Consider the following 26326-nt stretch of genomic DNA (forward strand, 5'->3'; position numbering starts at 1 on the left):
CATGGCAGCATCCGGTGGGAACAAGGCCGTCGTCGCGGCGCTGGCAGCCAATCTGGCGATTGCCGTCTTCAAGTTCGTCGCCTGGCTGCTCACCCAGTCCTCATCGATGCTGGCCGAGGCGATCCACTCGGTCGCGGACTCGGGCAACCAGGTCCTGCTGCTGATTGGCGGGAAGAGGTCCACCCGTGAAGCCAACCCCGCACACCCCTTCGGGTTCGGACGTGAGCGGTATATCTACGCCTTCATCGTCTCCATCATCCTGTTCAGCGTCGGCGGGCTGTTCGCCCTCTATGAAGCCTTCCAGAAGTTCAAGGATCCCCATGGCATCGAAGGACCCTGGTGGTGGGTCCCGGTCGCCGTGCTCGTCGGGGCGATCATCGCCGAAGGACTCTCCTTCAGGACGGCCATCCGCGAATCCAACCAGGTCCGCGGGACCACTGGGTGGGTGAAGTTCGTTCGCCGGGCCAAGGCCCCCGAACTACCGGTGATCCTGTTGGAGGACCTGGGGGCACTGGTGGGCCTGTTCTTCGCCCTGCTGGGGGTGGGGCTGACCCTGCTGACGGGCAATGGGCTCTTCGACGCCGCCGGGACCGCGATGATCGGGGTGCTGCTGGTCTGCATCGCGGTCATCCTGGCCGTGGAAACCAAATCCCTGCTGCTGGGGGAGTCGGCGACCGGTGAAGACATCGCCGGGATCGAAGCGGCCATCCGCGCCGACGGCACCGACATCATCCACCTGAAGACCCTGCACCTGGGCCCTGAGGAGATCCTCGTTGCCGCCAAGTTCGGCATCCGCAAGGGCAGTTCCGGTGAAGACATCGCCAGGGCCATCGATGCGACCGAGGCGCGGATCCGCGCCTCGGTGCCGACCGCAACACTGATCTACCTCGAACCTGACATCGAACGGACGACCGAGGACATCGGGGGTCCCGGGACCAACGAAGGAGTCGCTGAATGAATGCGTTGAAACAAATCGTCGGCGCGGCACTGGTTGATTCGCTCCAGGCCCCGACCCGGCTGTTGGCGGCCCGCCGGACCAGTCCGCCCGCCTTGGCCGGGCTCTGGGAATTTCCCGGGGGCAAGGTCGAAGCCGGGGAGGGCTGCCAGGCCGGTCTGCTTCGTGAACTGGCCGAGGAACTGGGCATCGAGGCGGAACTCGGAGCCGAAATCGAGGGACCGATCGACCAGGGCTGGAAACTCTCGGGACCGGCGGCCATGCGCGTCTGGCTCGCCTGCGTCACCGACGGGACCCCCGAACCGCTGGAAGACCACGACGAACTGCGGTGGCTGGAACTCGATGGGGACCTGAAGGACGTTGTTCCGTGGATTCCCGCGGATCTGCCGATCGTCGAGGCGATCGTGGCCCGACACGGTGCCCTACCCGGGACGGTATCCGGTCAGGGCATCGTGCGCCCATGATCCTGCTGACCGGTTTCGAACCTTTTGGCGGGGATCCGCTGAACCCGTCGGGGGACGCCTCACGCCGTGCCGCGGAACTGCTCTCCGAATCCGGCCACCCCGCCACCGCCGTCGAACTTCCGTGTGTCTTTTCCGAAGCCGCGGGAGTCCTGCGCAGGGCCCTGCAGGACCACCGTCCGGAACTGGTGGTCTGCACCGGGCTCAATGCCGCTGCCGGGGCCGTCATGCTCGAACGGGTCGCCCTGAACGTGATCGACGCCCGCATCCCCGACAACGCGGGGGAACAACCCGTGGATGTGCCCGTCGTTCCCGGGGCCCCTGCGGCCTATTTCACGACCCTGCCCCTCAAGCGGGCCCTGGCCGCGTTGCAGCGGGAGGGGATCCCCGCCCAGGTGTCCCAGAGTGCCGGCACCTTCGTCTGCAACCAGATCTTCTACACGCTGATGCATGAGCTGGCGGCCTCGGGACAGGCCCGCCGTGGCGGCTTCGTCCATGTCCCCTTCCCGGCGGTGGCCCGGGTGGATCCCGAGTCCCTGGCCACGGCGCTGGTCCTGGTGGTGCGTGAGGCGCTGGAGGGCTCGGCGGATATCAGCCTCGGGGCCGGGACCATCGCCTGAGCGGCGGCAGGAGGGCGCCGATCGGCCGGCTCCTGCGCTGCGTGTAGCCGCCAGCCGCCAGCCCGGCCTGCCGTTCGAAGACATTGCGGGAGGCGGGGTCGCCGGTGCGGAGCCAGGAATATCCGGCGGCCACCGCGTAGAGCGGTAGGAACGGCAGTCCCAGGCACCAGGCATATTGGCTGGCGTGGCGTTCCTCGTGGACGATGAGTCCGGGACAACGCTCCGGCTCGTCGAGGCCCTCCCGCCAGAGGACGACGTTGCCCACGGTGAAGGCCGCGGCGTCGGGCAGGTCCAGCCGATACCCGAGGGCGAGGTAGAGGCCACGAGGCCCCGAACGCACCCGGCACCCCGTGGCACGGGCCAGCAGCAGCCCGCACGGAGTAGCCAGGTTCAGCCAGTTCGCCGCGCTGCGCCAACGCGCCCGGTCAGTTGCCGCCACCGGACTTCTGCACCCCGGTGAGGAAATCAGCGACGAGGGGTCCAGCGGTCTGGGCCCCACCGATGCCTTCGGAGACGAATGCCGCCACGGCCAGATCACCCTGGACGGCGATGACCCAGGCATGGGCATTCTCGTCGGCGTCGTACTCGGCCGTGCCGGATTTGCCGTAGACCTTCGGCCCGGGGACCTTCTGCAGGCCCACCAGGGTGCCATGGGTGACGGTTCCGGCCATCATCTTCTGCAGCTCGTCGGCCTCCTTCGACTCCAGTTTCTTCGCCGGATCCTTGGCGGCATCCGGGCTCGGGGACTCCACCAGATGCGGGGAGACCGTCTGGCCGGCGGCCACGGAAGCGGCGACGGTGGCCATGCCCAACGGGGAGGTCTCCACGACACCCTGGCCGATGCCATTGGCCGCCAGGGTCGTCCCCGTCGAATCATCCGGGATGGAGCCCAGGAACGAGGAGACGCCGGTCGACGGGGAGGGGTTGAGCCCCAGGGAGGCCCCGGCAGTGGTCAGGTCCTTGGCCTTCAGGCCCGCAGCCCCGTTGATGAAGACGGTGTTGCAGGACTGGGCGATGGCCTCCGACAGCGGGATGGTCCCGAGCTTGCCGGCGGGGTAGGCGTCGAAGTTCTTGAACTCCTTGCCCTTGATGGTGGTGGTCTTCGGGCATTTGACCTTGCTGGACGGGGTCTTCCCATCGCGGAGCATGGCCAGGGCGGTGACCACCTTGAAGGTGGACCCGGGGGCATATTTGCCGAGCATCGCCGTGTTCATCCCCTGCTCCGCCGGGCCGGAGGCGGCGGCCAGAACGGAGCCGTCGGAGGGGCGGATGGCGACCAGGGCCGAGGTGGGGTCGACCTGTTTGAGTAGCTTCTCGGCCAGCTTCTGCTGGGCCGAGTCCAGCGTCACGGTCAGGTCCTTGCCGTTCTTCGGGTCGCGCTCGAAGAGCTCTTCCACCTGTTGGCCGGAGGGATCGTAACTGGCGATGGTCAGGCCCGCCGTGCCGGAGAGCCGATCGTCGTATTGGGCTTGAAGCCCCGAGAGCCCCACGACGTCCCCGGCCTTGGTCTTGCCCTCGGATTCCTTGATGATTTCGGCGGTGGCCTGCCCGACGGTGCCCAGGATCGGTCGGGCGAAGGTCCGGGTCAGGGCCAACGGCTCGCTGCCGGTGATGGCCCGGCCGCCGGGGATGGCTTCGACCTGGGCGTCGGTGACCTCGCGCTTGGAGTTGTCGCGCAGCGTGATGGCTTCGACGAACGCCTGGTCCCCGGCGGCCTTGACCCGGGCGACGTAGTCGGACACGTCCACGTCGGCGAGCTTCGCGAGCTTCTTCGCCGCGCCCCCTGCCTCGCCGTCCTCCAGCCGCGTCTTGTCGAGGCCCAGGTGGACCACCGGGCGGTCCTTGACCAGTGCCTGCTTATCGGTGCTGCGGATCTGCCCGCGTTCGGAGGCCTTGGTCCGCAACGCCACATGGTGGCCCGGTTCCAGCCCCGTGAGTTCCTCCTGGTCGTAGTCGACCTGCCAGGCCTCCGCCTCCTGGTCGTAGGCCAGTTGTGCGCTGGTGGAGTATTCCCAGTCGGTCTTGGTGTCATCCACGTCCCAGACCGTCGTGAAGGTGGCGGTCGCCGTGGGGGAGTCCTCGTCCTCGTCCTCGGGCCGCTCGACCGAGTCCACCGTGGTGCGGTGCTTCAGGTCCTTCATGGAGTCGAAGGCGGTGGCCAGGTCCTCGGAAACCGTGGCAGGGTCGGCATTCTTCAGCGGCACGGAAGAGAAATCGAAGGTCTCCAGGGCCTGGGCCACGGATTGGGCGACCGGATCGGGATCGGGCACCGGGGATGAGCATGCGGAGAGGCTTCCCAGGGCGAGCGTGGACAGGACGGTCGTCAGCGTCAAGCGCCGGGCTACATGCATGGTGGTCATTATGGCCGGGGAGTGGACGCGATCACAAGGCGGGACATATGGAACGACGCCGCGGCGGGCGCAATGTCCGCGCGCGGGTTCGGGAGCCCGGGGGCGAACTACTAGACTGGGATCCGGAAACAGGACCACCCCAACCGTGAAAAGGGCCGTACATCTGCCATGTCTGAAGCCACGCCACCGAACGGTGGACCCGGAGGAACCGCACCGTCGGTTCCGCATCCCACCGACGAGGCGGCAGTCCAGGCTGCCGTCGACGCCGCCCTGTCGGCCATCGAGGCGGCCACCGATCTCGAAATGCTCAAGCAGGCCCGGCTGGCCCATAGCGGAGAGAAGTCCCCGCTGGCCCTGGCCAACCGCGAAATCGGCCGGCTGGACAAGACCGAGAAGGCGACAGCCGGCAAGCTGATGGGCGGGGCCCGTGGCCGCGTCAACAAGGCCCTGGCCGCACGCACCACGGTCCTGGAGGAGGAGGACGCCGCACGGATCCTCATCGAGGAGGCCGTGGACGTCACCGCGGCGGCGCACCGCCGTCGTGCCGGGGCCCGGCACCCGCTGTCCACCCTGCAGGAACGGGTCGGCGATATCTTCGTGGGCATGGGCTGGGAGATCGCCGAGGGCCCCGAGGTCGAATCGGAATGGTTCAACTTCGACGCCCTGAACTTTGCCCCGGACCATCCGGCCCGCGACATGCAGGACACCTTCTTCATCGAACCCGCCGAGTCCCACCTGGTGATGCGTACCCACACCTCGCCGGTGCAGATCCGCTCGATGCTCGAGCGCGATCTGCCCGTCTATGTGCTGTGCCCGGGCAAGACGTTCCGCACCGACGAGCTCGACGCCACCCATACCCCGGTCTTCCACCAGTTCGAGGGCCTGGCCGTGGACAAGGGCCTGACCATGGCCGATCTGCGCGGCACCTTGGAACACTTCGCCCGGCAGATGTTCGGCCCCGATGCCGCGATCCGGCTGCGCCCGAACTTCTTCCCCTTCACCGAGCCCTCCGCCGAGCTGGACATCTTCCACCCCGGGGCCAAGGGAGGGCCGGCCTGGATCGAATGGGGTGGCTGCGGGATGGTGCACCCCAATGTGTTGCGCGCCGCCGGCATCGACCCCGAGGAATACTCGGGCTTCGCCTTCGGCATGGGCATCGAACGCACGCTCATGTTCCGTAACGACGTCCCGGACATGCGCGACATGATCGAGGGCGACATCCGCTTCAGCGAACACTTCGGGATGGAGATCTAATCATGCGCATACCCCTTTCCTGGTTGCGCGAATACGCGCAGGTACCGGCCGACGCCACGGCCGAAGACGTCATGGCCGACCTCGTGCGGGTCGGCTTGGAGGAGGAGGACGTCCACCGTCCCACCGACTCCATCTCGGGTCCCATCGTCGTGGGCCGGGTCGAATCGTTGGTCAAGGAACCCCAGACGAACGGCAAGACCATCAACTGGTGCCAGGTCCGCGTGGTGCCCGAAGGGGCCACCCAGGACCTCACCCACGACGGGATCGACCCCTCGGGCGTGCAGGGCATCGTCTGCGGTGCGCACAACTTCGTCGAAGGCGACAAGGTCGTGGTCACCCTTCCCGGGGCCGTGCTGCCCGGCGACTTCGCCATCAGTGCCCGCAAGACCTACGGTCATGTCTCGGCAGGGATGATCGCCTCCTCCCGCGAACTGGGCATCGGTGATGACCACGACGGGATCATCGTGCTCTCGCGCCTGGGGCTGGACCCCGAGATCGGCTCCGATGCCATGGAGCTGTTGGGCCTGTACGACCAGGCGGCGGAAATCAACGTCACCCCGGACCGCAGCTACTGCTTCTCGATCCGCGGCGTCGCCCGCGAATACGCCCACGCCACGCACACCACCTTCACCGACCCGGCGGCGGGGGTCACCGTCCCCGCCGCGACCGGACCCGGATACCCGGTACGGATCGCCGACGATGCAGGAGCCTACGCGGCCCCCGGCTGCGACCGGTTCGTGGCCCGGACCGTCACCGGGGTGGACGCCTCGAGGCCGACCCCTCCCTGGATGGCCTCGCGGCTGACCCTGGCCGGAATGCGGACGATTTCACTGATCGTGGACATCTCCAACTACGTGATGCTCGAACTGGGCCAGCCGCTGCACTTCTATGATGCCGACGTCCTGCGCGGGGACATCGTGGTGCGTCGTGCCACGGCGGGGGAGCGCCTGAGGACGCTCGACGACAAGCAGCGGGAGCTGGACCCCCAGGACGTGGTGATCGCCGACGACCGGGGAGCCATCGGCATCGCCGGGGTCATGGGAGGCACCGAGACCGAGGTCTCGACGTCCACGGCCAACGTGCTCATCGAAGCCGCCCACTTCAGCCCGGTGGCCGTGGCCAGATCCCGTCGCCGGCACAGGCTACCCTCCGAGGCCTCCAAACGCTTCGAGCGCGGGGTCGACTGGGAAGTGGCCGACGAAGCCGCCCAACGCGCCGTCGAACTCCTGGTTGAACTGGCCGGCGGAACCGCCGAGGACACCGCGACCGACGAGGGCGCCCGGCCCGAACCACGCATCATCGATCTGCCCGAGGACTTCGCCTCGAAGCTGATCGGCGTCGACTACACCCCCGAACAGGTCACCGGAACGCTGAGGGATCTGGGTGCAACCGTGGAGCAGACCACCGCGGGGCTGCGGGTCACCGCACCGTCCTGGCGGCCCGATCTGCGCATCCGCGAGGACCTCGTGGAGGAGATCGCCCGGCTGGTCGGCTACGAGGAGATCCCCTCGACCCTTCCGGTGGCTCCCCCCGGGCGCGGCCTGACCCGGACCCAGCAGCAACGCCGCCGGGTGCTCCAGGGCCTCGCCGACGCCGGACTGACCGAGGTGCTGAGCTATCCGTTCGTGTCCCTGGCGCAGAACCAGACCTTCGGCGCGGCAACGGCCGGCACCGAGGTCGCGGCGGTGAAGCTGGCCAACCCGATCTCCACCGAGTTCGGGTTCCTGCGCACCAGCATCCTGCCCGGACTGCTGGAGACCGCGCGTCGGAACCACTCCAGGGGCTTCCGCGATCTGGCCCTCTACGAGGCCGGGTTGGTCTACCTGCCCGGTGAAACGCTGGGCACCGCGACGATCCCGCCGCTGGGTGAACGCCCCGCCGACGACGTCCTGGACGCACTGGATGCCGGTCTGCCCGAACAGCCGCAGCATATCGGCGCCGTGTTGTTCGGCAACGATGCGGCCCCCGGCGTCGGGGTGGAGCCACGGGCCCACGACTGGGCCTCGGCCCTGGATGTGGCCCGACTGGTGGCAGACATCCTGGGGGTCGAACTGGTGGTGTCCCAGGGGATGCATCAGGCGTTCCACCCGGGGCGTACGGCCCGGCTGTCGTTGCGCACCGGCGAATACGTCGGCATCGCCGGGGAACTGCATCCCCGGTTGCTCGACTCCTCCGATCGACCGGCCCGCACGGTGGCGATGGAACTCGATGCCGACACGCTGTTCGCGGCGGCCGCGGACCTGGTCGTCGCCCGGGCCATCTCGACCTACCCCTTGTCCACGCAGGACGTGGCCCTGGTCGTGGATCGCGACGTGGTCGCCGGGGACGTGTTGGAAACCCTGCGCCTGGGAGCGGGGGAACTCCTGGAGGACGTCGCCCTGTTCGACGCATACCAGGGCCCGGGGATCGAGGAAGGCAAGAAATCGTTGGCCTTCGGTTTGCGCTTCCGCGCCGAGGACCGGACGTTGACCGCCGACGAGGCCTCGGCCTCGAGGGCGGCGGCCGTGGCCGCGGCCGCCGAGAAGTTCGGTGCCGTCCAGCGCTGAACCAGCCCGCAGCATGACGACGGGGCCGGAACCTCCCAGCAGGGGTTCCGGCCCCGCCGTCGTCCGGGGGGGACGGCCTCCGGGGGTGTCAGCCCCTGCTGAGAGAATCCTGCCCGGACGGCTCCTGCCCGGTCTGCTCCCCGGCGGCCCGCCGGTAGGCCGATCCATCGAGGGAACGGGTGAGCAGACCCGCGTCCACCAGGTAGCGGCGCAGCGTGACCACATCGGAGGTCAACGCCTCCAACCGGCGGTTCAGCTCACCCTCGGTGAGGACCTCCTCGGGGGCCAGTGCCCGGAGTGCGGCCCAGCCCAGCAGCCGGCGGCGTGGTCCGGGTTTGGCCGGATAGGTGTGGATGCGCCCGTCGTCCACGAAACGGTCCAGGACCTCGTCCCCGGTGGCCCCGGAACGCGTCGGCGTCGGCGTCGAGAGCAGGCTGCGCAGTCCGGCGGCGTCGACCCTCCAATCGCCGTCCGTTCCGGCCAGCACCCCGGAGCCGGCCAGCCGGTCCAGGCCCTTGCTCCGCCGGGCATCCGAAACCACGGTTCCCTCCCGGGCGGCCTCGGCGATGATGACCTCGGCCAGCAGCAGGCGCTGCTCGGCATTGGCCAGGGCCGCCACCACCGGGCGCCACCGCTGGGGGCCCGGTGCCTCGTCGTCGTGCCGTGTCATGTTCCTCCTGCGCATGTGGATCAGGCGTTGGCGTTGCTGGAATCCGGCAGCAGGATCACCTTGCCGGTCGTGGCCCGTGAGGCCAAGGCCGTATGGGCCTGCCCGGCCTGCTCCAGCGGGAACCGGGCGCCGATGGCCACCTTCAGCGTCCCCTCGGCCACCAGGGAGAACATCTCCTGGGCCCGCCACCGGCGCTCGGGGCCGTCCAGGAGGAAATCGGAGAGCTTGGGCCGGGTGACGGTCAACGAACCGTGGGAGTTCAGCCGCTGCAGGTCAAAGGGAGGGACCTGTCCGGAGGCGCCGCCGAAGAGCACCAGGGTGCCGCGGATGCGCAGGGAGGCCAGCGAACCCTCGAAGGTGTCCTTGCCGATGCCGTCGTAGACCACGTCGACGCCGCGGCCGTCGGTGAGCTCCCGCACGCGGTCGGGGACCTCGGCGTAGGAGAGCACGTGGTCGGCTCCGGCGGCCCGGGCCAATTCGGCCTTTTCCTCCGTCGACGTGGTGGTGATGACCGTGGCTCCGCGCAGCTTGAGCAGCTGGATCAGCAGTTGGCCGACCCCGCCGGCGCCGGCATAGGTCAGCACGGTGTCCCCGGGGCCGACCTTGAAGCTGTTGTTGATCAGGTAGTGGGCGGTGAAGCCCTGCAGCGGGAGTGCCCCGGCCACCTCGTCGGAGACCCCCTCGGGGACCGGGAAGGCCTTCTCGGCGTCCACCAGCATGTACTCGGCGTAGCTTCCGGTCCCCTCGGAGGTGGCGACCCGGTCCCCGACGGCATGGTCGGTGACCCCCTCGCCGACGGCCTCCACGGTGCCGGAGCCCTCGGTGCCGGGGACGAACGGGTACTGGACCGGGTAGACCCCCGAACGCTGGTAGGTTTCAATGAAGTTCACTCCCACGGCGGCCAGACGGACCAACAGCTGGCCGGGTCCGGGGGCGGGGCGTTCGACGTCCACCAGTTCGAAGACCTCGGGGCCGCCTGCCTGGGGGATCCGTAGTGCGTGGGGCATGGGAAGACTCCTTCGTTCGTGATGGTCTGCCCAGCCTAGGTGGTCCGGGCGCCGGGTGCTTGGCGGAGGGCGAAGATGACCCCGATGTATGAATAATTATTAGCCATGGTGCATAAGAGCGTTGTAGGCTGGGGCCATGAGTATTTCGGTAGCCGTTTCCGGGGCCAGTGGATATGCCGGCGGAGAGGTCCTGCGCCTGCTGGCGCAGCACCCCGACGTCACGATCGGGGCCATCACCGCCCATAGCAATGCCGGGCAGCGACTGGGCAGCCTGCAACCGCACCTGCATGCGCTCGCCGACCGCATCCTGGTGGACACGACCGCGGAGAACCTCGCCGGGCACGACGTCGTCTTCCTGGCCCTGCCGCACGGGGCCAGCGCCGCCCTGGCCGCCGAGCTGCCCGAAGACACCGTGGTCATCGACGCCGGGGCGGACCACCGGCTCTCCTCGCCCCAGGCCTGGGAGAAGTACTACGGCGGGGAGCACGCAGGACACTGGCCCTACGGATTGCCCGAAATGCCCGGGCACCGCGAGAAGCTGCGCGGGGCCACCCGCATCGCCGTCCCCGGGTGCTACCCGACCTCGGCCCAACTGGCCCTGGTCCCCGGTTTCACCGCGGGTCTGCTGGAGACGGACGACGTCGTCATCATCTCGGCCTCGGGCACCTCGGGGGCCGGCAAATCGATGAAGCCCCACCTGCTGGGCTCCGAGGTCATCGGCGGCATGAGCCCCTACGGGGTGGGCGGGATGCACCGGCACACCCCGGAAATGGAACAGGGGTTCAGCGCCGCGGCCGGCGAACCGGTCACCGTCTCCTTCACCCCGACCCTGGCTCCGATGGCCCGCGGCATCCTGGCCACGGCCACCGCACGGGTCAAACCCGGCGTCGAAGCCGCCGCCCTGCGGGCCGCCTGGGCCACCGCCTACGCGGATGAACCCTTCGTGCACCTGCTGCCCGAAGGCCAGTGGCCCACGACCAAGGCCGTGCAGGCCTCCAACCACGCCCAGCTGCAGCTGGCCTTCGACGACCATGCGGGCCGCGTCATCGTGGTCTGCGCCATCGACAACCTCACCAAGGGGACCGCCGGTGGGGCCGTGCAATCGATGAACCTCTCCCTGGGTCTGCCCGAAACCCGGGGACTCGAAATGGAAGGGATAGCCCCGTGAACCACGCCCCTGAGCACCACACCCCGCAGGGGGTCACCGCCGCCGCGGGATTCCGTGCCGTCGGCATCACCGCCGGCCTGAAGGCCTCGGGCACCCCCGACCTGGCCCTGGTGGTCAATGACGGGCCGGCCAAGAACGCCGCAGCGGTCTTCACCACCAACCGGGTGGCGGCGGCCCCCATCCACTGGTCCCGGAAGGTGATCGCCGACGGCCGGGCCGAGGCGGTGATCCTGAACTCCGGGGGAGCCAATGCCTGCACCGGCGCCGAAGGCCACGCCAACACCCGGGCCACCGCCGAGGCCACCGCCGCCGCGCTCGGCGTCGACGCCGGGGACCTGCTGGTCTGCTCCACGGGGCTGATCGGCGAACAACTACCGATGGACAAGATCACCGCAGGCATCGGCACCGCCTGCGCGGCCCTGGAGGCAGGATCCGGGCCCGACGGCGGGGCCGATGCCGCCACCGCGATCATGACCACCGACTCGGTCCCCAAACAGGCGGGTTTCTCCTGCGCCGGATACGCCATCGGCGGCATGGCCAAGGGGGCCGGCATGCTGGCCCCGGGGCTGGCCACGATGCTGGTGGTCATCACCACCGATGCCGCGCTCGAGGCCCCCGAACTCGATGCCGCCCTGCGCGCCGCCACCCGGGTCAGTTTCGACCGGGCGGATTCCGATGGCTGCATGTCCACCAACGACACGGTCCTGCTGCTGGCCTCCGGGGCCTCGGGAATCCGGCCCGATCTCGCCGAATTCACCGACGGGCTCACCGGGGTGTGCACCGACCTGGCCCATCAGCTCATCGCCGACGCCGAGGGCGCCGCCCACGAAATCAGCATCCGGTCCTTCAACGCCGCCAGCGAGGACGACGCCGAAGAGGTCTCCCGTTCCGTGGCGCGCTCCAACCTGTTCAAGACCGCGATCTTCGGCCAGGACCCCAACTGGGGCCGGGTGCTCTCCGCCGTGGGAACCACCGCCGCCGCCTTCGACCCCGACGAGCTCGACGTCGCCATCAACGGCGTCCAGGTCTGCCGCGCCGGAGGCATCGGCGAAGACCGTTCGCTCGTGGACCTGACCGGCCGGAAGGTGCTGGTGGAGATCGATCTGCATGCCGGCGAGGCCGAGGCGACGATCTGGACCAACGACCTCACCCACGACTACGTCCACGAGAACTCCGCCTACTCCAGCTAGGATCGCCGCGCATGAACACCGACACCCCGAACGGCCCCGAGGGCACACTGACCGGCGACGCCTGGGACACAGCCCACCGCAAGGCCGAGGCGTTGATCGAGGCACTGCCCTGGATCCAGCACTTCGCCGGCAGCACGATGGTCATCAAATACGGCGGGAACGCCATGGTCAACGACGAGCTGCGCCGGGCCTTCGCCGAAGACATCGTCTTCCTGCACCATGCCGGCATCCACCCCGTCGTCGTCCACGGGGGCGGGCCGCAGATCAGCTCGATGCTCGAACGACTGGGCATCGACTCCGAATTCCGCGGCGGACTGCGGGTGACCACCCCCGAGGCCATGGACGTGGTGCGCATGGTGCTGACCGGGCAGGTCGGCCGCGAACTGGTCGGGCTGGTCAACTCCCACGGCCCCTACGCCGTCGGACTCTCCGGGGAGGACGGCGGCCTGCTGCAGGCCGTCCGGACCGGGACCGTCATCGACGGGGAATCGGTGGACCTGGGGCTGGTCGGGGAGGTGACCGGGGTCGAACCGCGCGCCCTGGTCGACCTGCTCGGCGCCGGCCGCATCCCGGTGATCTCCACCATCGCCCCCGAGGTCGACGACGACGGCGAACCCACCGGGCAGGTCCTCAACGTCAACGCCGATACCGCCGCCGCCGCAGTGGCCTCGGCCCTGGGAGCCTCCAAGCTGGTCATCCTCACCGACGTGGAGGGCCTCTACTCGGACTGGCCCGACCGGTCCTCATTGGTCTCCTCGCTGACCGTGGCGGAATTGCGCCGGATGATGCCGCGTCTGGAATCGGGCATGATCCCCAAGATGGAGGCCTGCCTGAAGGCGGTCGATGACGGCGTCGAACGCGCCCATATCGTTGATGGACGCCAACCCCATTCGATGCTGTTGGAGGTCTTCACCTCGGCAGGCGTCGGCACCCAGGTCGTTCCCGAGGAGGAACCGTGAGCCAGAACCCCCAGAAATCCAGCCCGAAGCGGACCTCCGGGCGCCACACGGCCTCCCCGCTGGGGCAGACCGGTGAACTGGAGGCCCTGCAGGGGCTGGCCTCCACCGAACTGACCGACCGCTACAACGCCTCGCTGATGGGGGTGTTCGGGACACCCCAGCGGGTCCTGGTGCGCGGATCCGGTTGCGTGGTCTGGGATGCCGACGGGCGTGAATACCTCGATCTGCTCGGGGGCATCGCCGTCAACGCCCTGGGCCATGCCCACCCGTTCCTCACCTCGGTGGTCTCCAGCCAGCTGGCCACCCTGGGACACGTGTCGAACTTCTTCACCAGTCCCACCCAGATCGCCCTGGCGGAAAAACTACTCTCCCTCGCCCGGGCCCCCCACGGGTCGAAGGTCTTCTTCGCCAACTCGGGGACCGAGGCCAACGAGGCGGCCTTCAAACTGGCCCGGCGTAACGACGGGGCGGGCAGCGGAACCGCCAGGACGCGGATCATCGCCCTGGAGAACGCCTTCCACGGCCGCTCCATGGGCGCGCTGGCACTGACCTGGAAGCAGGCTTACCGCGAGCCCTTCGAACCGTTGCCCGGCGGGGTGGAATGGGTGCCGGCCGGAGACGCGGCGGCTCTGCGGGCCGCCGTGGATGAGACCGTGGCCGCGGTCTTCATCGAACCCGTCCAGGGCGAGGCCGGAGTCCGCGGATACCCCGAGGGCTACCTGCAGGCGGCCAGGAGGATCACCGAGGAGGCCGGGGCCCTGCTCATCATCGACGAGGTCCAGACCGGCATCGGGCGGACCGGGGCCTGGTTCGCCTCGGAGGAGATCATCCCCGACGCGATCACCCTGGCCAAGGGGCTGGGCGGCGGATTCCCGATCGGGGCGCTGATCACCTTCGGCGAGCCCGTTTCCTCCTTGTTGGGTCCGGGCCAACACGGCACCACCTTCGGCGGGAACCCCGCAGCCACGGCGTCCGCGCTGGCGACCTTGCACGTCCTGGAAGGCCAGGACGTGCTGGCCCACGTCCGCGACACCTCGGCCGCCCTGGCCGAGGCCCTGCAGGAGCTGGACTGCGTCACCGCGGTGCGAGCCCACGGTCTGCTGGTGGGCTTCGATCTGGCCACCGAGGTGGCTCCCGCCGTCGTGCGGGCAGGACTCGAGGCGGGGTTCATCATCAACTCCACCGGCCCGGCCACGCTGCGGCTGGCCCCGCCGTTGATCATCACCATGGAACAGCTCAGGGGCTTCGTCGACGCCCTGCCCGGGCTCTACGCCACCGCCATCGCACAGGAGAACTAAGTGAGCACCGCAACCATTCGTCATTTCCTGGTCGATACCGACCTCACCCAGGCCGAACAGACCGAGGTCCTGGACCTGGCCGCGGCCATGAAGGCCGACCGGTACGGATACCACCCCTATGCCGGACCGCAAACCGTTGCCGTCTTCTTCGACAAGACCTCCACCCGGACCAGGGTCTCCTTTGCCGCAGGGGTTGCCGAACTCGGTGGCCAGCCGCTGATCATCAACCCCGGTGAATCCCAATTGGGCCATAAGGAATCGATCGCCGACTCGGCGCGGGTGCTCGGGCGCATGGTCTCCACGATCGTCTGGCGCACCTACGCCCAAGCGGGGCTGGAGGAGATGGCAACCCATAGCCGGGTGCCGGTGATCAACTCGCTCTCCGACGAATACCACCCCTGCCAGCTGCTGGCCGATCTGCTGACCGTCCGCGAGCATAAGGGAAAGCTAGCGGGACTCTCCATGGCCTACCTCGGTGATGCGGCGAACAACATGGCCAACTCCTATCTGCTGGCCGGGGTGACCGCGGGGATGCACGTACGCATCGCCGGGCCCGCAGGCCATCTGCCCGACGAGGCGGTGGTCGCCGCGGCCCGGGACCGTGGAGCCGAAACCGGGGGGACGGTGACGATCACCAGCGACCCGTCCGAGGCGCTCTCCGGTGTCGACGTCGTGGCCACCGACACCTGGGTCTCCATGGGGCAGGAAGACGAGAAGGCCGAACGCGTGAAGCTCTTCGGCCGCTACCGGGTCGACGAGGCCGCGATGGCGTTGGCGGCACCCGAGGCGATCGTGCTGCACTGCCTGCCGGCCTACCGCGAATACGAGATCGCGGCCGAGGTCATCGACGGCGACCAATCGGTGGTGTGGGACGAGGCGGAAAACCGGTTGCATGCGCAGAAGGCCCTGATGGCCTGGCTGATGGCCTCCTCGGGGCTGGCAGCAGCCCCGAGCCTCGAGGAGGGGGCGCGACGATGAGCCTGCAGCCGGGGGTCCAGCCCACCACGAAAATTGCCCGTCAAGCGCGGATCAAGGCCATCCTCGGGGCGGGGTCGGTCAGGTCCCAGGCCGAACTGGCGGCGCTGCTGGCGGCCGACGGCGTCCAGGTCACCCAGGCCACCTTGTCCCGTGACCTGGTGGAACTGGGGGCGATCAGGGTCCGCGGGGTGGAAGGCGGGCTCGTCTACGCCTTGCGCTCCGAAGGAGGGGACCGGTCGCCGCAGACCGGTGTCACCCAGGAAGTCCTCGATGCGCGGCTGGCGAAGCTCTCCGCCGAGTTGATCGTCACCGCCGAGGCCTCGGCGAACATCGTCATCCTGCGCACCCCTCCGGGGGCGGCGAACTTCCTGGCCTTGTCGATCGACCATTCGATCATGCCCGATGTGCTGGGCACGATCGCGGGGGACGACACCGTCATGTTGATAACGCGCGACCCCCAGGGCGGCGAGGAGATCGCCGCCCGTTTCCTGGAGCTGGCCAACACGCAGTAACGCCCACCCCGGGCCGGTCATGTGCTGACCGGCCCGGGGTGGGCGGGGAGGCTCCGACGTCCTAGAGCCCCGGGATGCTCATGGTCTCGTCCTTGGACGGGGCCTCATGCTCGTCGACGTCGTTCCAATCGCTGAACGTCACGGCTCCGCCGTCGTCGGAATCCTTCTCATCCGAGAAGCCCTCGACCTTCAGCAGGTAGGGCTCCCCTTCCGAGGCAACCCAGAAGGCCTTGTCCCCGTTGGCGTACTTATACGCCTCCTGGCCGTCGACTTCCTCGACCGACTTATCCGTGTACTCCTCCAGGTCGCTGTCCTCCGGGCCTTCCTCGAGCAGTGAATCGAGCATGGACCCGACCGAGAACTCATTGAACTCCTCGGGGTCGGCGACGGAAATCCACTTGTCCCCGGCCAGGCTGGAGAGCATTTCTCCGGCACCCTCGCCGGCGTTCTCGTTCCAGAAGTCCTTATTGGCCTTGAGGTAGGCGGTCTCGTCGACGGTCAGGATGGTCACTTTGCCCTGGTCCTGGGTGGCCTTGGCCAAGGAGTTGGATCCGTCACGGGTGCCGGAGATGTCGATGGACAGGTCCTTGCCGTCCTGGACGACGTCACCGTTGATGGCGACGCTCTCGGCGTTCTTCACGGCCTCGGTGGTCTTCGGGAAGATCTCCGACGCGTCGGGGACCGAACTCCCGCAACTGGACAGCCCCAGCAGCAGGATGGCTGCGGCAGGGACGATGAGGGCAGGGTTCCTACGGGATTTCAACAACAGGTATTTCCTCCGGTGCGAATGGATGCGGGTAGGCGCGGTTCGCCGCGCCGTCATCCATCGTAGGAGAAGTGCTGCCTCAGCGCTGGTCTGACCCGCCCGAGGGCGAATGCTTCTCGAGCACTTCGCGCATGGCGGGCAGTTCGAACATCTCGGTCACGGCCCAGGCGTTCTGGGGGCCCAGTTTCGGGTCAGCGCCGGACTCCAGCAGGAAGCGGGTGAGGTCGGCATTCTGTCGGAACACCGCGCAGGTCAACGCCGATTGGCCCTTGTCGTTGAGCCGGTCCACGGTGGCGCCGAGTTCGACCAGGCCGCGCACCAGGTCGTTATGCCCGTTGTAGGCGGCAAGGATCAGCAGGGTGTCGCCCTTGGGGTTCGTCAAGTCAACGGGCAGGCCCTCCCCGATGAGGGCCAACAGCTTCGCCGCTTCCCCTTGACGGGCAAGGTCGAAGGTGGAATGAAGGAAGGCAAGTTCTTCGTCGCTGAGTTCTGGCACTGGCTGGTTGGCGGGCTCTGTCATGCCCACCAGCCTACCGCCAGCCGGTGGGGGCTGCATTGCATCGCGTGCATAATTATGTAGACTTGTGAATAAGAACAGATCTTGATCGGCGCGGACCACGTGTCGAACCCCATTCCCAGAGGAGAAACCCCGTGAAGGAACGCATTGTCCTGGCCTACTCCGGCGGCCTGGATACGTCCGTGGCCATCGGTTGGATCGCTGAAGCCACCGGTGCCGAGGTCATCGCCGTCGCGGTCGACGTGGGCCAAGGCGGCGAATCCCTGGAAACGGTGCGTGAACGCGCCCTGGGCTGCGGCGCGGTCGAGGCCTACGTGGCCGACGCCCGCGACGAGTTCGCCAACGAATACTGCATGCCCACGCTGCAGACCGGGGCCCTCTACCAGGACCACTACCCGCTGATTTCCGCGATCTCCCGCCCGGTGATCGTCAAGCACCTGGTCACCGCCGCCAAGCAGTTCGGGGCCACCACCGTGGCCCATGGCTGCACCGGCAAGGGCAACGACCAGGTCCGCTTCGAGGTCGGCATCCAGACCATCGGCCCCGAACTGAAGTGCATCGCCCCGGTCCGTGACCTGGCGCTGACCCGCGACAAGGCGATCGAATACGCGGAGAAGAACGACCTGCCCATCGAAACGACCAAGAACAACCCGTTCTCGATCGACCAGAACGTCTGGGGCCGCGCGGTAGAAACCGGCTTCCTCGAGGACATCTGGAACGCCCCGACCAAGGACGTGTACAGCTACACCGATTCCCCCGAGTTCCCCCCGGCACCCGACGAGGTGACCATCTCCTTCCGCCAGGGCATCCCGGTGGCCATCGACGGGGTGGCCGTGACCCCGCTGGAGGCCATCGAGCAGATGAACCGCCGCGCCGGCGCCCAGGGGATCGGCCGCATCGACATCGTCGAGGACCGCCTGGTGGGCATCAAATCCCGAGAGATCTACGAGGCCCCGGGCCCGATGGCGCTGATGGAAGCACATAAGCACCTGGAGAACATCACGCTCGAACGCGAGCAGGCACGCTTCAAGGCGACGGTCTCCCAACGCTGGAGCGAATTGGTCTACGACGGCCAGTGGTTCTCCCCGCTGAAGCGTTCGCTGGACACCTTCGTGGCCGACACCCAGCGCCACGTCAACGGAGACATCCGCATGGTCATGCATGGTGGCCGTGCCGTCGTGGAGGGACGCCGCTCGGAGACCGGGCTGTACCGCTTCGATCTGGCCACCTACGACACCGGGGACACCTTCGACCAGTCCAGCGCCCGCGGCTTCATCGACATCTTCGGACTCTCGGCCAAGGTTGCCACGGAGCGCGACGAGCGCGTGGCCGAGGGCAAGTAGGCATGACCCAGGCACATGGCACCAACGAAGGAGCCCTGTGGGGCGGCCGGTTCTCCGGCGGCCCCGCGGACGCCCTGGCCGCACTGAGCAAATCCACGGATTTCGACTGGCGGCTGGCCCGCTACGACATCGCCGGATCCCGGGCCCATGCCCGGGTCCTGCACACCGCGGGGCTGCTGGACGAGAACGAACTGCAGGGCATGATCGAGACCCTGGACCAGCTGGAATCAGATGTCACCGACGGCAGCTACGTCGCCGCGGAATCGGATGAGGACGTCCATGGTTCGCTCGAACGCGGGCTGATCGAACGGGCCGGACCGACGCTGGGCGGCAAGCTGCGCGCCGGACGCTCACGCAACGACCAGATCGCCACGCTGGGGCGGATGTTCCTGCGCGACCATGCCCGGGTCATCGCCCGGGGCGTGCTGGCGACCATCGAGGCGCTGATCGAGCAGGCCGAGGCCCACCCCGGGGCCGCGATGCCCGGGCGCACCCATCTGCAGCACGCCCAACCCGTGCTGCTGGGCCACCACCTGCTGGCCCACGCCTGGGCACTGCTACGTGATCTCCAGCGTCTGGCCGACTGGGACCGCCGGGCCGCGGTGTCCCCGTACGGTTCCGGGGCACTGGCCGGCTCATCACTGGGACTGGATCCGAACGCCGTCGCCGCGGAACTGGGCTTCGATTCGGCCAGCTGGAACTCCATCGACGGAACGGCAGGCCGGGATGTCTTCGCCGAGTATTCTTGGGTCGCCGCGATGATCGGGGTGGACCTGTCCCGGATCTCCGAGGAGGTCATCCTCTGGGCGACCAAGGAATTCTCCTTCGTCACCTTGCATGATTCCTACTCCACGGGCTCCTCGATCATGCCGCAGAAGAAGAACCCCGACGTCGCCGAACTGGCCCGCGGCAAAGCGGGACGACTCATCGGCGACCTGACCGGGTTGCTGGCCACGCTCAAGGGGCTTCCGCTGGCCTACAACCGGGATCTCCAGGAGGACAAGGAACCGGTGTTCGATGCCACCGACACCCTGGAACTGCTGCTTCCCGCGGTATCGGGAATGATCGCCACGCTCGATTTCAACACCGAACGGATGGCCGACCTGGCCCCCCAGGGCTTCGCGCTGGCCACCGATATCGCCGAATGGCTGGTCCGCCAGGGGGTTCCCTTCCGGGATGCCCACGAGCTCTCCGGCTCGGCCGTCCGGGTGGCGGAAGCACGGGGGGTGGAACTGTGGGATCTGACCGACGAGGAATTCGCCGCGATCTCACCGGAACTGACCCCCGCGGTCCGCGAGGTCCTCAGCACCGCCGGGTCGCTGGCCTCACGTTCCTCGCAGGGAGGCACGGCCCCCGCCGCCGTCGCCGCCCAGCTGGCCGCACTGAAGGAGCAGCTGGGGGACCTGCGCGACTTCGCGGCCTGAAGCGCAGCACCGGCAGGGCCCACCGCCGTCGTCCAGCGCGGACGACGGCGGTAGGCTGCTGCCATGACACAGCTTTCCACCGCGTCACTGGCCGATGCCGTCCAGGATGCCGCCGCCCGCGCCCGGGCCGCGATCGAGGCGCTACCACCCGGGGAATTCGCCGCACCATCGAGCCTGCCAGGGTGGAGCAAAGCCCATGTGCTGGCCCACCTCGACGGGGTCGCCCGCGCCCTGGCGCGGCAGCTGGCCCATGCCGCCCGGGGTGAACGCATCGAGTTCTACGACGGCGGCCAGGAAGGCCGCAACGAACGGATCGAACTCGGGGCCCTGCAACAGCCATCCGCCCTGGTTGCCCGCACACTGCAGGGACTGGACCTGCTGGACGAATCGATCACGGACATCCCGGCCGACGGCTGGGGCAGGACCACGAGCTTCCGGGGTGAAGGAACCGTGGGCGATTGCGTGGAGGCCGCCTGGCGGGAAGTGCTCATCCACGCCACCGACCTGGGCACCACCGTTTCGCTGGCCGACTGGCCCGCGGAATTCTCGGCCCACCTCTTCGACTTCCTGGCCCCGCGGGTCCCCTCCGACTACCGGCTGGTCCTGCAACCCACCGGGGGCCAGCCGGTGACCCTCGGCGCGGGCCCCACCGGGTACGTGGTCACCGGCATGGAATTCGATCTGGCCGGCTGGCTTGCCGGACGCGACCCCTCCGGCCCCGTCAGGGCGACCGCCGCGGCCGACGGCGCGGACCTGCCCGAGCTGCTGCCCTGGCCCTCGGGACCGGCCGTCGCGCAATGAGCGGGACGGATCCCCAACTCACCCGGACGGCGATCGAGGTCGCGCCGTTGCTGCTGGGATGCGTCCTGACGGTCGAACGCGAGGGCCATCAGGTGGGGGTGCGGATCACCGAGGTCGAAGCCTACGAGGGTGCGGAGGACCCCGGGTCCCACGCCTACCGGGGACGCACGGCACGCAACGACTCGCTCTTCGGGCCCCCCGGAACCCTGTACTGCTACTTCACCTATGGGATGCACCATTGCGCGAACGTCGTGTGCGGAACCGAAGGAAGGGCCTCAGCGGTCCTGCTGCGGGGAGGGGAGATCATCGGGGGTGCCGACACGGCCAGGGCGCGACGACGCAATCCACGGCGTGAACGGGATCTGGCCAACGGGCCCGCCAAACTCGCCCAGGCCGTGGGCCTGGACCTGAGCTGCAACGGACTGGAACTGATCACCGGGGTGGACGTGACGGACGCTCCGCAGCGGGCGGCGAAGGAGACCGCGCTGGCCGCGACCCTGTCCCGGCTCCCCGCCACCGCACCCCCGGGGGTGCGCTCCGGCCCCCGGGTCGGGGTGGCAGGACCCGGGGGCAGCAATGCCTACCACTGGCGGTTCTGGCTCGAGGAGGAGCCGACCGTCTCGGCCTATCGTGCCGCCAAGCCCCGTCACGGGAGGAAACCGGCAGGAACCCCGGGACATGGGGACTAGAGTGGATGCGTGCAATCCATGACCGAAACCATGCCCGAGCTCCTGGATCGCCTCTGTGCGATCGTTCCCGACTATCCGCAACCGGGGGTCTCCTTCAAGGACCTGACCCCCGCATTCGCCGACGCCGACGGATTGCGCCGGATGATCGATGAGATCATCGCCCCCTTCGCCGGGACGTTCGACGTCGTCGCCGGAGTCGAGGCACGGGGCTTCGTCCTGGCCGCGGCTGCGGCCTACGCCAGCGGCACCGGGATGGTGACCATCCGCAAGAAGGGCAAGCTGCCCCGGCCGGTCCACGCGGAGCAGTACACCCTTGAATACGGCACGGCCACGCTCGAGTTGCACCGTGACGACATCAAGCCCGGAACCCGGGTCCTGCTGTTGGATGATGTCCTGGCCACCGGAGGGACCATCACCTCCGCCGCCGCCCTGTTGAGCCGGGCCCAGGCGGAGATCGTCGGCATCGGGGTCGTCCTCGAGCTCGCGGAGCTCCGTGGCCGGGAACGACTGCAGGATTACCCGGTGAAGGCCCTGCAACTGGTGTGACGGAGGTTGTGAGCCCGCCGGGCACCAAACCGGTAGACTGATCCGTCCGCCATTTCGCACCAGGAGGAAAGTACATGCCGCAGTCACCCTCGCCCGCACCTGAACTGGAGCGCGAGCGGGCATATGTCGAGCGCCTGTACCGTCGCCTCGATGCCCTGCGTGAGGAGAAGACCGCGCAACTGGCCCGGGTCCGCCGCGATGGAGCGGTCGGTTCCCTGCAGAACATCTCCGAACGCGACTCCTTCGCGAACCTCTACGAGGACCGGCTGGCCCAGCTGAATGCCGTGGAGGACCGGTTGGTCTTCGGCCGACTGGACCTCGAAACCGCCGGGGACGATGGAGAAGCCACCAGCCACTACATCGGGCGCATCGGCATGACCGATGAGGACCAGACCCGGTTGATGGTTGATTGGCGTGCCCCGGAGGCCGGGGCCTTCTACCAGGCCACCGCCTTCGAACGCCAGGGGGTCCGCCGCCGGCGCCATCTGATCCTGAAGGGCCGCAACGTGGTCGCCCTCGAAGACGACGTGCTGGATCCGGAACTCCTCAACGAAGGGGTCTCGCACCAGGGGGAGGGGGCGCTGCTTGCTGCCCTGACCAGCCGACGCACCGGACACATGACGGATATCGTCAGCACCATCCAGGCGGAGCAGGACCGGATCATCCGTGCCCCGCTGGCCGGCGTACTGGTCGTCCAGGGCGGTCCCGGGACCGGAAAGACCGCGGTGGCGCTCCACCGGGCGGCCTATCTGCTCTATGAACACCGGGAACGACTGAAGACCGCCGGCGTCCTGCTGGTCGGCCCCTCCACGGCCTTCATGCGCTATATCGAACGCGTCCTGCCCTCCCTGGGCGAGACCGGAGTCGTGACGTCCTCCGTGGGCCAGCTCCTGCCGGGGATCAATGCCATTCCCGAGCCCGGACGCGAAGCCGCCCGGATCAAGGGTGGGCTGGGAATGGCCGAGGTGGTGGCCCGGGCCGTGGAGCATCGCCAGAGGGTTCCCGCGGGGCCACGCAGGGTCATGGTGGAAGGCACCCCGTTGACGGTCACCCCACGACAGGTCAAACGGGCCGGCGACAAGGCACGGGCGACGGGCAAACCGTATAACGAGGCCCGCGCGACCTTCGTGAAGGTCATGCTGCGCGAGCTGGCCGACCAGTTGAAGGAGAAGCTCGAGGAATCCTCCGGTGCGGGCAATGCGGCCGACCGTTCCTATCTGATCGAAGACGTCCGGGCCTCCCGGGATGTGCGCATCACCTTGAACCTGTGCTGGCTGCCGATGGGTCCCGAACAGTTGATCTCGGATCTGTATGCCAAGCCAGAGGTCCTCGAAGCGGTGGCTCCCGAGCTGAGCTACGCCGAACGCCGTACCCTGCAACGTGGCCGGGACGAGCCATGGACCGAGGCGGATGTCCCCCTGCTCGACGAGGCCGCCGAACTCCTCGGTGCCTTCGACGCGACGGTCGGGCGTGAACAAGCCCTGGCGGAAGCCAACCGCAAACGCGATCTGGCCAATGCCGAACAGGCGTTGAAGAACGTCAGCGCCTCACTGGAGGAGATCGGCATCGACGGGTCCGTCAGCGCCGAACAGCTGGCCGACCTGAACGAGGAGACCGGACCCCGGCTGACGGCTGCCGAACGCGCGGCCACCGACCGCAACTGGGCCTACGGACATGTCGTGATCGACGAGGCCCAGGAGCTCTCTCCCATGCAGTGGCGCTTGCTGGTGCGTCGTTGCCCCTTGAAGTCCTTCACCGTCGTCGGCGATATCGCCCAGGCCAGTTCGGCCGCGAGCGTGGGCAGCTGGGCCGCGGCCATGAAACCATTCGTCGGTCGTCGTTTCGAGTTGGAGGAGCTGACGGTGAACTACCGCACGCCGGTCCAGATCGCCGAAGCTGCCGCCCGGATGGCCCAGGAAGCGGGCCTGCAGGTCTCGACGCCCAAGGCGGTGCGCGAAGGGGACTGGCCCCCGGTGATCAACCGGGTCGAGCCCGGGGAGGTCCTGGGAGCGATGCTGAGGGCTTTGCCGCGGGAGATCGGGATCGCCGACGGGGGACTGGTTGCAGTCATTGCCCCCGCACAACGACTCGATCAGGTACGCACCGCGGTCGCAGGCGAATACGGGCGTCGCGTCGGGGGCGGGTCGGGCGCCCTGGACCAGGACATCGTGGTGACCACGGCCAAGCTGGCCAAGGGCCTGGAATTCGACGTCGTGGTGGTGCTGGAGCCGCAGGAAATCGTCGAGGAGGCCGAAGGAACCGTCGGTGACTTGTATGTCGCGATGACCCGGGCCACCCAACGTCTGCTGGTCATCGCCAGTGGCAACATTCCGGCGGGAATGGAGCCGGACGCCTGATCCCCGCGGTGTAGCTGCTAGATTTGACCTCGTGTCAGTAAGTGAATTGAATCCCGCCATTGCGGGACAGCAGAATGATCCGTCCTTCCCCAACATCTGGCAGGAGCTGAAGTGGCGTGGCCTGGTCCACGTTTCCACGGAGGAATCCGGTCTGGAGCAAATGCTCGCGGGGGAGCCGATCACGTATTACTGCGGATTCGATCCCACGGCGCCCTCATTGCACCTGGGGAACCTGGTCCAGCTGTTGAACATGCGCCGTCTCCAGCTGGCGGGTCACCACCCGCTGGGCCTGGTGGGCGGTTCCACCGGCCTGATCGGTGATCCCCGGCAGAGCGCCGAACGGGTTCTGAACACCAAGGAGACCGTCAACGAATGGGTTGGCCGTCTGCAACGCCAGGTCAGCTGGTTCCTGTCCACCGAGGGAACGAACGCGATGCAGATCGTGAACAACCTGGACTGGACGGGCCCCCTCAGCGCCATCGACTTCCTACGTGAGGTGGGTAAACACTTCCGGGTGGGGACGATGGTCAAGAAGGACACTGTTGCGTCACGCCTGAACAGTGACGAGGGAATCAGCTACACGGAATTCAGCTACCAGATCCTGCAGGGCATGGACTACCTGGAGCTCTACCGCGACTACGGCTGCCGTCTGCAGACCGGCGGTTCCGACCAGTGGGGCAACCTGACCAGCGGCACGGAACTGATCCGCAAGGTCGAAGGCACCACGGTCCATGCCTTCGGAACCCCGCTGATCACCAACTCCGACGGAAGCAAGTTCGGCAAAAGTGAAGGCAACGCCATCTGGCTCGATGCCGAGATGTGCAGCCCATATGCCTTTTACCAGTTTTGGCTCAACACCGCGGACGTCGATGTGGTTGATCGGTTCAAGATCTTCACCTTCCGCACGCGCGAAGAAATCGAAGCCATCGGACAAGAGGTGGCGGACCGCCCCTTCGCCCGGGCGGGGCAACGCCAGTTGGCCTACGACGTCACGTCGTTGGTCCACGGGGTGGATGTCACCGAAAAGGTCATCGCAGCCTCGGCGGCAATGTTCGGCCAAGGGGCGCTCGCCGAGTTGGACGAGGAGCTCCTGGTGGCAGCCACTGCGGAACTGCCCAGTGCGAAGGTGGCACCGGATTCCTTGGGAATCGTCGAGCTGCTGGTGGCGACCGGACTCTCCGAATCCAAGTCGGCGGCTCGTCGGACCGTGGGCGAGGGAGGTGCCTACGTCAACAACGTCAAGTTCTCAGATGTCGACGCGGTCATCGACCCATCGACCCTGTTGCATGGCCGCTATGTCCTGGTGCGCCGTGGCAAGAAGAACCTGGCAATAGTCGAAGTCGGTTCCTAGAGACCAGGGCAGCGGCGCGTCCTGGACGCGCCGCCATTCCAGAAGGACCAGAGGCCGGTCGGCCCCGAGACGTGAATCACGTCGGGGCCGACCGGCCTTTTTCGCGTCCGGAGAGGGGCCGGCTGCCGGGCCGGCCACCAAGGAAGCCCGGAATTCCGGGGATCCGGGGGTGATCGAGGGCGGAAGGCGTGCAGGGACCTGCCGATTTGCAGCCACCGGTCAGCACGTGTAATGTTTTCTCTTGTCGCCGCCGCTCCTGCAGCGGACAAAGGAAGCGAAAGTTTCCCGGGAAAGCGACCAAACCCCTTTCAAATATCCAGGTATTCCGGACGTCATTTGCACGCCCTGAAACATGGAAATGGAAGCGGGGGGAGGCCGAATGGTCGAAATCAAAGCGATAAAGTCGATTTGACAACGATCAAACGGACTAATAAATTAGATATGTAGCAGCGAGAGAAAAGCAAAAAGAATACGAATTCTTTACTTCGTAATTTGCTCGGAATCGTTAGCGGTCTGTTGTTTGAGAACTCAATAGTGTGCCATGTTTGTTGACACCGATTTTT

24 protein-coding genes are annotated in these 26326 nt (G+C 67.8%); 18 read left to right on the top strand and 6 right to left on the bottom strand.

What is annotated here, in order from left to right; translation table 11 throughout:
- The first annotated feature begins 1 nt into the window (after position 1).
- Genes ACT3UE_RS10445 through pcp form a run of 3 tightly spaced genes read left to right on the top strand, consistent with a single transcriptional unit; the run spans position 2 to position 2036 of the window.
- The gene (locus ACT3UE_RS10445; protein ID WP_444561777.1) at positions 2 to 958 is read left to right on the top strand and encodes a cation diffusion facilitator family transporter; all 957 of its coding nucleotides are present in this window, start codon (positions 2 to 4) and stop codon (positions 956 to 958) included.
- Complete coding sequence (locus ACT3UE_RS10450; RefSeq protein ID WP_444554584.1) at positions 955 to 1419, top strand: (deoxy)nucleoside triphosphate pyrophosphohydrolase; 465 nt, start codon at positions 955 to 957, stop codon at positions 1417 to 1419. Before ACT3UE_RS10445 ends, ACT3UE_RS10450 begins: the two co-directional genes overlap by 4 nt.
- A complete protein-coding gene (pcp, locus tag ACT3UE_RS10455; protein ID WP_444554583.1) occupies positions 1416 to 2036 on the top strand; it encodes a pyroglutamyl-peptidase I in 621 nt (206 codons plus the stop codon). Before ACT3UE_RS10450 ends, pcp begins: the two co-directional genes overlap by 4 nt.
- Here pcp and ACT3UE_RS10460 read toward each other — a convergent pair.
- Both ACT3UE_RS10460 and ACT3UE_RS10465 read right to left on the bottom strand, forming a co-directional pair.
- Entirely contained in the window at positions 2008 to 2475 is a 468-nt protein-coding gene (locus tag ACT3UE_RS10460) for a hypothetical protein (RefSeq protein WP_444554582.1), read from the bottom strand. The genes pcp and ACT3UE_RS10460 overlap by 29 nt on opposite strands.
- Entirely contained in the window at positions 2462 to 4387 is a 1926-nt protein-coding gene (locus ACT3UE_RS10465; protein ID WP_444554581.1) for a penicillin-binding transpeptidase domain-containing protein, read from the bottom strand. Before ACT3UE_RS10465 ends, ACT3UE_RS10460 begins: the two co-directional genes overlap by 14 nt.
- Positions 4388 to 4555: 168 nt before the next feature.
- Here ACT3UE_RS10465 and pheS point away from each other — a divergent pair, with 168 nt between their 5' ends.
- A complete protein-coding gene (pheS, locus tag ACT3UE_RS10470) occupies positions 4556 to 5641 on the top strand; it encodes a phenylalanine--tRNA ligase subunit alpha (protein WP_444554580.1) in 1086 nt (361 codons plus the stop codon).
- A 2-nt stretch (positions 5642 to 5643) separates the two neighbouring features.
- Positions 5644 to 8187: a phenylalanine--tRNA ligase subunit beta gene (pheT, locus tag ACT3UE_RS10475; RefSeq protein ID WP_444566667.1), complete on the top strand. Its 2544-nt coding sequence runs from the start codon at positions 5644 to 5646 to the stop codon at positions 8185 to 8187.
- A gap of 88 nt (positions 8188 to 8275) precedes the next feature.
- Here the strand turns inward: pheT and ACT3UE_RS10480 are convergent, their stop codons facing one another.
- On the bottom strand, positions 8276 to 8857 hold the full coding sequence (locus tag ACT3UE_RS10480; RefSeq protein WP_444554578.1) for a DUF2087 domain-containing protein: 582 nt from the start codon (positions 8855 to 8857) through the stop codon (positions 8276 to 8278).
- 20 nt (positions 8858 to 8877) lie between these two features.
- Positions 8878 to 9864, bottom strand: a complete 987-nt coding sequence (locus ACT3UE_RS10485) for a quinone oxidoreductase family protein (protein ID WP_444554577.1) — start codon at positions 9862 to 9864, stop codon at positions 8878 to 8880.
- A gap of 136 nt (positions 9865 to 10000) precedes the next feature.
- On the opposite strand from ACT3UE_RS10485, the gene argC reads away from it, so the two are divergent.
- Genes argC through ACT3UE_RS10515 form a run of 6 tightly spaced genes read left to right on the top strand, consistent with a single transcriptional unit; the run spans position 10001 to position 15969 of the window.
- Entirely contained in the window at positions 10001 to 11032 is a 1032-nt protein-coding gene (gene argC, locus ACT3UE_RS10490; protein WP_444561862.1) for an N-acetyl-gamma-glutamyl-phosphate reductase, read from the top strand.
- Entirely contained in the window at positions 11029 to 12222 is a 1194-nt protein-coding gene (argJ, locus tag ACT3UE_RS10495; protein WP_444561861.1) for a bifunctional glutamate N-acetyltransferase/amino-acid acetyltransferase ArgJ, read from the top strand. The genes argC and argJ overlap by 4 nt, the downstream gene beginning before the upstream one ends.
- Positions 12223 to 12233: 11 nt before the next feature.
- Positions 12234 to 13181: an acetylglutamate kinase gene (gene argB / locus ACT3UE_RS10500; RefSeq protein ID WP_444554574.1), complete on the top strand. Its 948-nt coding sequence runs from the start codon at positions 12234 to 12236 to the stop codon at positions 13179 to 13181.
- 59 nt (positions 13182 to 13240) lie between these two features.
- The gene (locus ACT3UE_RS10505; RefSeq protein ID WP_444561863.1) at positions 13241 to 14479 is read left to right on the top strand and encodes an acetylornithine transaminase; all 1239 of its coding nucleotides are present in this window, start codon (positions 13241 to 13243) and stop codon (positions 14477 to 14479) included.
- Positions 14480 to 15457, top strand: coding sequence for an ornithine carbamoyltransferase (gene argF, locus ACT3UE_RS10510; protein WP_444554573.1), 978 nt, complete (start codon positions 14480 to 14482; stop codon positions 15455 to 15457).
- A complete protein-coding gene (locus tag ACT3UE_RS10515; protein WP_444554572.1) occupies positions 15454 to 15969 on the top strand; it encodes an arginine repressor in 516 nt (171 codons plus the stop codon). Before argF ends, ACT3UE_RS10515 begins: the two co-directional genes overlap by 4 nt.
- A gap of 61 nt (positions 15970 to 16030) precedes the next feature.
- Here the strand turns inward: ACT3UE_RS10515 and ACT3UE_RS10520 are convergent, their stop codons facing one another.
- A complete protein-coding gene (locus ACT3UE_RS10520) occupies positions 16031 to 16735 on the bottom strand; it encodes a hypothetical protein (protein WP_444554571.1) in 705 nt (234 codons plus the stop codon).
- Between the two features lie 79 nt (positions 16736 to 16814).
- Positions 16815 to 17255, bottom strand: a complete 441-nt coding sequence (locus tag ACT3UE_RS10525) for an ankyrin repeat domain-containing protein (protein ID WP_444554570.1) — start codon at positions 17253 to 17255, stop codon at positions 16815 to 16817.
- A gap of 131 nt (positions 17256 to 17386) precedes the next feature.
- On the opposite strand from ACT3UE_RS10525, the gene ACT3UE_RS10530 reads away from it, so the two are divergent.
- The 7 genes from ACT3UE_RS10530 to tyrS all read left to right on the top strand — a co-directional run bounded on the left by ACT3UE_RS10530 (position 17387) and on the right by tyrS (position 25763).
- A complete protein-coding gene (locus tag ACT3UE_RS10530; RefSeq protein WP_444554569.1) occupies positions 17387 to 18595 on the top strand; it encodes an argininosuccinate synthase in 1209 nt (402 codons plus the stop codon).
- A 2-nt stretch (positions 18596 to 18597) separates the two neighbouring features.
- Positions 18598 to 20019: an argininosuccinate lyase gene (gene argH / locus ACT3UE_RS10535; protein ID WP_444566668.1), complete on the top strand. Its 1422-nt coding sequence runs from the start codon at positions 18598 to 18600 to the stop codon at positions 20017 to 20019.
- Between the two features lie 63 nt (positions 20020 to 20082).
- Positions 20083 to 20820, top strand: a complete 738-nt coding sequence (locus tag ACT3UE_RS10540; protein WP_444561860.1) for a maleylpyruvate isomerase family mycothiol-dependent enzyme — start codon at positions 20083 to 20085, stop codon at positions 20818 to 20820.
- Positions 20817 to 21509 (top strand): DNA-3-methyladenine glycosylase, encoded by a 693-nt coding sequence (locus tag ACT3UE_RS10545; RefSeq protein WP_444561859.1) that lies wholly within the window; start codon positions 20817 to 20819, stop codon positions 21507 to 21509. The genes ACT3UE_RS10540 and ACT3UE_RS10545 overlap by 4 nt, the downstream gene beginning before the upstream one ends.
- An 18-nt stretch (positions 21510 to 21527) precedes the next feature.
- Positions 21528 to 22055 (top strand): adenine phosphoribosyltransferase, encoded by a 528-nt coding sequence (locus ACT3UE_RS10550; RefSeq protein WP_444554644.1) that lies wholly within the window; start codon positions 21528 to 21530, stop codon positions 22053 to 22055.
- 74 nt (positions 22056 to 22129) lie between these two features.
- Positions 22130 to 24412, top strand: coding sequence for an ATP-binding domain-containing protein (locus ACT3UE_RS10555; RefSeq protein WP_444566669.1), 2283 nt, complete (start codon positions 22130 to 22132; stop codon positions 24410 to 24412).
- 31 nt (positions 24413 to 24443) lie between these two features.
- Positions 24444 to 25763: a tyrosine--tRNA ligase gene (tyrS, locus tag ACT3UE_RS10560; protein WP_444566670.1), complete on the top strand. Its 1320-nt coding sequence runs from the start codon at positions 24444 to 24446 to the stop codon at positions 25761 to 25763.
- Positions 25764 to 26326: the final 563 nt, after the last annotated feature.

Origin of the sequence: Arthrobacter sp. 179, assembly GCF_052379645.1 — a bacterium.
Classification (GTDB): domain Bacteria; phylum Actinomycetota; class Actinomycetes; order Actinomycetales; family Micrococcaceae; genus Arthrobacter_H.

What these genes read in the sequence shown, in the direction of transcription:
- pheT (WP_444566667.1), top strand. Translation starts at nt 5,644, where the DNA reads ATGCGCATACCCCTTTCCTGGTTGCGCGAATACGCGCAGGTACCGGCC.
- ACT3UE_RS10545 (WP_444561859.1), top strand. Translation starts at nt 20,817, where the DNA reads ATGAGCGGGACGGATCCCCAACTCACCCGGACGGCGATCGAGGTCGCG.
- ACT3UE_RS10445 (WP_444561777.1), top strand. Translation starts at nt 2, where the DNA reads ATGGCAGCATCCGGTGGGAACAAGGCCGTCGTCGCGGCGCTGGCAGCC.
- pheS (WP_444554580.1), top strand. Translation starts at nt 4,556, where the DNA reads ATGTCTGAAGCCACGCCACCGAACGGTGGACCCGGAGGAACCGCACCG.
- argH (WP_444566668.1), top strand. Translation starts at nt 18,598, where the DNA reads ATGACCCAGGCACATGGCACCAACGAAGGAGCCCTGTGGGGCGGCCGG.
- ACT3UE_RS10480 (WP_444554578.1), bottom strand. Translation starts at nt 8,857, where the DNA reads ATGACACGGCACGACGACGAGGCACCGGGCCCCCAGCGGTGGCGCCCG.
- ACT3UE_RS10550 (WP_444554644.1), top strand. Translation starts at nt 21,528, where the DNA reads ATGACCGAAACCATGCCCGAGCTCCTGGATCGCCTCTGTGCGATCGTT.
- ACT3UE_RS10485 (WP_444554577.1), bottom strand. Translation starts at nt 9,864, where the DNA reads ATGCCCCACGCACTACGGATCCCCCAGGCAGGCGGCCCCGAGGTCTTC.
- ACT3UE_RS10450 (WP_444554584.1), top strand. Translation starts at nt 955, where the DNA reads ATGAATGCGTTGAAACAAATCGTCGGCGCGGCACTGGTTGATTCGCTC.
- argC (WP_444561862.1), top strand. Translation starts at nt 10,001, where the DNA reads ATGAGTATTTCGGTAGCCGTTTCCGGGGCCAGTGGATATGCCGGCGGA.
- ACT3UE_RS10465 (WP_444554581.1), bottom strand. Translation starts at nt 4,387, where the DNA reads ATGCATGTAGCCCGGCGCTTGACGCTGACGACCGTCCTGTCCACGCTC.
- ACT3UE_RS10525 (WP_444554570.1), bottom strand. Translation starts at nt 17,255, where the DNA reads ATGACAGAGCCCGCCAACCAGCCAGTGCCAGAACTCAGCGACGAAGAA.
- pcp (WP_444554583.1), top strand. Translation starts at nt 1,416, where the DNA reads ATGATCCTGCTGACCGGTTTCGAACCTTTTGGCGGGGATCCGCTGAAC.
- argB (WP_444554574.1), top strand. Translation starts at nt 12,234, where the DNA reads ATGAACACCGACACCCCGAACGGCCCCGAGGGCACACTGACCGGCGAC.
- ACT3UE_RS10555 (WP_444566669.1), top strand. Translation starts at nt 22,130, where the DNA reads ATGCCGCAGTCACCCTCGCCCGCACCTGAACTGGAGCGCGAGCGGGCA.
- ACT3UE_RS10540 (WP_444561860.1), top strand. Translation starts at nt 20,083, where the DNA reads ATGACACAGCTTTCCACCGCGTCACTGGCCGATGCCGTCCAGGATGCC.
- ACT3UE_RS10515 (WP_444554572.1), top strand. Translation starts at nt 15,454, where the DNA reads ATGAGCCTGCAGCCGGGGGTCCAGCCCACCACGAAAATTGCCCGTCAA.